At 70.0% G+C, this 4,416-nt stretch carries 4 protein-coding genes and 1 pseudogene; all 5 read right to left on the bottom strand.

The genetic code is table 11. The features are described from left to right. Nucleotides 1-73 precede the first annotated feature (73 nt). Nucleotides 74-313: an AMP-binding enzyme gene (locus ACY45C_RS20195; protein WP_462189131.1), complete on the bottom strand. Its 240-nt coding sequence runs from the start codon at nucleotides 311-313 to the stop codon at nucleotides 74-76. A gap of 105 nt (nucleotides 314-418) precedes the next feature. Beyond that, nucleotides 419-1,420 (bottom strand): glycoside hydrolase family 26 protein, encoded by a 1,002-nt coding sequence (locus ACY45C_RS20190; RefSeq protein WP_462189130.1) that lies wholly within the window; start codon nucleotides 1,418-1,420, stop codon nucleotides 419-421. A 163-nt stretch (nucleotides 1,421-1,583) separates the two neighbouring features. Then, entirely contained in the window at nucleotides 1,584-3,776 is a 2,193-nt protein-coding gene (locus ACY45C_RS20185) for an acyltransferase family protein (protein WP_462189129.1), read from the bottom strand. A 40-nt stretch (nucleotides 3,777-3,816) separates the two neighbouring features. Continuing rightward, entirely contained in the window at nucleotides 3,817-3,957 is a 141-nt protein-coding gene (locus tag ACY45C_RS20180; RefSeq protein WP_023842071.1) for a hypothetical protein, read from the bottom strand. A 6-nt stretch (nucleotides 3,958-3,963) separates the two neighbouring features. Continuing rightward, a pseudogene (locus ACY45C_RS20175) lies at nucleotides 3,964-4,416 on the bottom strand (glycosyltransferase family 2 protein); the annotation flags it as partial.

The following is a 4,416-nucleotide window of genomic DNA, read 5'->3' as shown; positions in this document are numbered from 1 at the left end:
GCCAGGAACAGTCCCAGACCCGTCACTACCGATCGCGGTCACCCCGACGTGATCCGAACAAGAGATCAAGCAGCTAGCTCATCGCACGCACGTGCGGAAGACAAGTGTACGCGGCGAGTTCCCGGTCGCGCAGGAAGGCCGTGAGCTCGCTCAGCCGCGGCGGTTGACCGGATGCGATGATGCAGGCGCAGGAGCGTTCCCCCAGCGCGGCGTCGGCGACGGGCACGATGGCGACGCCCGCGACACCAGGGTGGGCGCGCAGGTGGTCTTCGACCTCCTCCGCGGAGACCTTGTCTCCAGCGCGATTGATCACGTCCTTGAGCCGGCCCTCCACAACCAGGTGTCCGGGAAACGGGGCTCACCTCACGGACCGCTGGACCCGGCTGGCCAGCCGACTCCGGAACGCTCCTCGCGGTGGTCAGCAGACGACTCTTCCGGCGAGCAGGCTCGCCCGGAAGGCGGCGAGGTCGGCCTCCGAGTCGTCGTACCGCCAGTCACCCTTCACGCCGTCCTTGATGTTCATCGCCGTCCAGACGAACCCCAGCACCTGGGGGTGGCTCTGCAGCCAGCTGCCGAACGAGGCGATCCAGCTGGTCTTGTACTGGTCCCGCTGGGCGCCCACCTCGGTCAGCAGGACCGGCTTGGCCGATAGCGCGGCCAGTTGGGCCATGGACGGGTCGTACGTCTGCGCGGCGGAGCTCTCCTGCACGCCGTACCCTGTCAGACCCATCAGGTCGACCCACTTGTCGCCAGGGTAGTACTCGGCCAGCGGCGTTCCCGACGTCCCGCGGAGCACGTTCGGCGACCACACCCACAGCGCATTCGTGACGCCGGCGTCTCGGAAGAGGCCGACCACGTGCTGCCATGCCGCCACGAACAGCGCCGGTGTGTTCGAGCCAACCGACGCCCACGGGTACCAGTAGCCGTTCATCTCGTGGGCGAACCGGATCAGGACGGGGCGTCCGTACTTCTTCACTACCATCGCGATGGCCCGGTAGTGGTCATCCCACCGGCCCTCGATGGTCTTGTCGAGCGTGAAGTCGCTCTGGTTGACCCCCTTGTCCGGGTTCCACGGCTCGACCGTCACGATCGGTGTCACCGGCACCGCGCCGAGCACCGTTGGGTCCAGGCCGTGGGCCACGGAGACGAAGAACTGGGCCATCGCCGGCAGGCAGCCCGTCGTGCGCGCAACCTCGCCCAGCGACGCCTGGCTGATGCCGGGCACCGTGACGCCGAACTGCGGACGGGTCCTGAACACGGTTTCGACGGTCGCCCGCGACGGCTCGGCGCCGCGAGCGGCGCCGCCGGTGGCGCCGCTCGGGGACACAGGTTCCCGAGACGGGCCGTCGCCGGGGGAGCTGCAGGCGAAAACCAGTACGCTCGCCGCCACCATCAGGCAGACGGCAGACCGCCGTCGCATCAGCGCCTCCCCACCAGGTACCTCGGCCGTCTGGCTGGTACGTCCGCCGAACAATGACCGAAATCCAAACAATGACTGAAAAGTGTACAGGCGTCCTGAAATACGGCCTTGGCGCACCTCGTTGGCGAGGCTACCCGACGCCCGGATTCCACCGGGACCGAAGTCAGGAACGCGATGTGCCCGCGGTCTGGCTTGACTGGAGCAGAGGTCCCCGCGACGGTAGCTGTACCTTGGTGACCAGCGCGTGTTCGAGCGCCGGCCCGAGCATGACCGCTGCCGTGTTCGTGATGTGGGAGTCGTCGCGGTACAGCAGCACGCTGCCCCGTACGGCCGGGCAGGGTCCGGTCCCCGGGCACAGGATGACGTTCAGGTCGACCGCGCTGACCGCTGGTTCGCGGCCCTCGACGACCGCCTGCAGCAGCGGGTCGCGGGGCAGTCCGGAATCCCGCGGGAACGAGCACGACCGCCAGTTGTCGATTGCGCCGGAAATACACGCCGGAATGTCTTCCGGTGGATGCGGGGTGTCGACGATGTAGACCAGCGGAGCACCCAGGGACGCGAGCCGTGCGATCGTGTTCCGCCATCCCGCCACAACCTTTTCTTCGTCGCCGGTGTACCGGTTGTACGTACTCAGGAAGATCACGTCCGGCTTTGGTTCCGCGGCGAGCCGGCGAAACGTGTTCTCTCGCCAGGTGTCGCACTCGGTGAACTCCCGGCCGAGCTGCTCGCTGCGGACCGAGATAGCGGGTAACGGGCAGCCGACCTTGGTCAGCACCTCCACCGACCAGTCGCTGCCGCGGGCCATGTGGTAGACCGCCCCGAACCACTGGGCGGCGTGCGAGTCCCCCAACAGGACCACCCGGCCGGTGGCGCCGTCGGTGTTCAGCTGGCAGGGCGGGCTCGTGGTCTGGCGGGGACTTACCATGCAGCCGTCCGGAAGCCGCGGCAGGTCGTCGTACGCGGACCAAGGCGCGGGCGTCACCGGGCCGCTCAACAGGCCGCCGGGTTGGTCGAACGGGTCACGCACCACCGTGGCCGCGGGCAGGTGCGGCAGCACCGCCACCGTGTCCCGGCCACCGCCCCGCATCCGCTGCAGCGCATCGGTGCCGACCAGCATGCCGGTGGCGGCCGGCAGCAACGTCGCGGTGACGGCGATGGCGAGGCCACGACGCCAGCCCGACGCCGCGACCGCCGAGAGCCGCACCGGACGCTCGACCAGCCGCACCGACAGCTCGGCCGGCACGGCGCAGGCCGCGACCGCTGCCGTGCGCGCCTGCCAGCTCAGGTCTCCCACCCGCGCCTCGACCAGGACGAGCACGGCCCAGTGCCACAGGTACAGGCTGTACGACCGGCTTCCGATGACGGTCAGCACCCTGGTCCCCAACAACCGGCCCGCACCCGCCCGGAGGCTGCGGTGTCCCGGGTGGACGCCGGTACCCGCCGCGATGACCGCTGCCGCGCCGAAGGTGGGCAACAAGGCCGCCGTGCCCGGGTAGACCGTCACGCTGTCGTAACTGACGACGGCGGCCACCACCGCCACGCACCCCGCCCAGCCGAGCACGATCCTCACCCCGATGACGGTGCGGCCGCGGTCGAGTCTGGCGAGCGCCGGCGCGGCGAAGGCGAGCAGCGCACCGACGCCGAACTGCCACGCCCGGGCCGGCGAGCCCAGGTAGGCGACCGGCGTCTCCACCAGGGTCCAGTGCAGCGACAGCGCCAACGACAGGGCGACGAGCCCGAGCGTGACCGGGACCGCGACGGCGGCCAGCGACATCGTGGCGCGCCGGGCGAACAGCACGACGAGCAGCAGGAGCAGCGGCCAGACGAGGTAGAACTGCTCCTCCACGCTGAGCGACCAGAAGTGCAGCACCGGACTGGGGTCCCGACCGCTGGCGAGGTAGTCGGTCTGGTTCGAGATGAACCGCCAGTTGACCAGGTAGACCGAGGCCGCCGCGACGTCGTGCACCGTCTCCGCCTGGCGCAGCGGCGGCATCGTCAGCCAGCTCGCCACGGTGACGAACACCAGGACGACGCAGGCCGCCGGCAGGATGCGCCTGGCCCGGCGCGCGTAGAACCCCGCCAGGCTTATCCGACCGGTGACCTCGGCCTCCCGCACGAGCAGGCTGGTGATGAGGAACCCCGAGACAACGAAGAACACGTCGACCCCGATGAAGCCGCCAGCGGCGTGGGGGACCTGACCGTGGTAACACAGCACGGGCAGCACAGCCAGGGCGCGTAGCCCTTCGATGTCGGGGCGGAAGCCGAGCCGTTCCTCGATCCGCACCAGACCCGGGTGGGGTCGCCGCAGCGGCACGGTGACCGTGCCGTCCGTGACCGCGCCGTCCGTCGTCCTCATGGTCCTCATGCCGACCGCTCTCATGGCCCGCCTGGCCTGATCAGTGCCATAGCACGGTCGGGTCGACCCAGCCGGTGGCCAGCAACGCGATGACCGCCAGGCCGACGGTGATCGCCAGCCCGTCGGGCCAGCGCAGGTGCTCGGAGGCCGGGAAGTCCAGGTCGTCGTCGTGACGTTCCACGTCGCTTCACCCCTGGCGCAGGGCCGCGCTGGCGGGTGGAGCGCCGTGCGAGGGCGAGACCGGTGCGCTGTTGGCCGGCGCGTTGTGGGCCGGCGCGCTGTAGGCCTGCGGACCGCCGGTCCATGCCCGGACCACGGAGTCGGGCTGAGACTGCCTGGCGCGGTGCCTGCTGCGTGCCGGCCGGTCGCCGCGCCCCACGAGCAGGCGGCTAAGCTCGAACAGGAGCGGGATGCTCAGATAGCTGTGGCCGAGCTGGAACAGAATCATGAGCCAAAAGTTTTCCCAGCCGAACCGCCAGACGTCGAGAGCGATGCCGATCCATGTCGCGCACGTCGTCAACAGCAGCCAGTAGAAGGCGGTCCGAGCCACGCTGCGGACCAGCGGGTTCCCCCCTTTGCGCACGGAGCCGGTCGCCACCCAGGATGCCGTGCGACCACGCACCATGCCGGGTCTTCGAAG

Source organism: Frankia sp. CcWB2, from assembly GCF_977927585.1.
This window is presented reverse-complemented; position numbering and strand designations above follow the sequence as displayed.

Bases quoted from the DNA above. Each gene is read 5' to 3' on its own strand.
- ACY45C_RS20190 (WP_462189130.1), bottom strand. From the start codon at position 1,420: ATGCGACGGCGGTCTGCCGTCTGCCTGATGGTGGCGGCGAGCGTACTG.
- ACY45C_RS20185 (WP_462189129.1), bottom strand. From the start codon at position 3,776: ATGAGGACGACGGACGGCGCGGTCACGGACGGCACGGTCACCGTGCCG.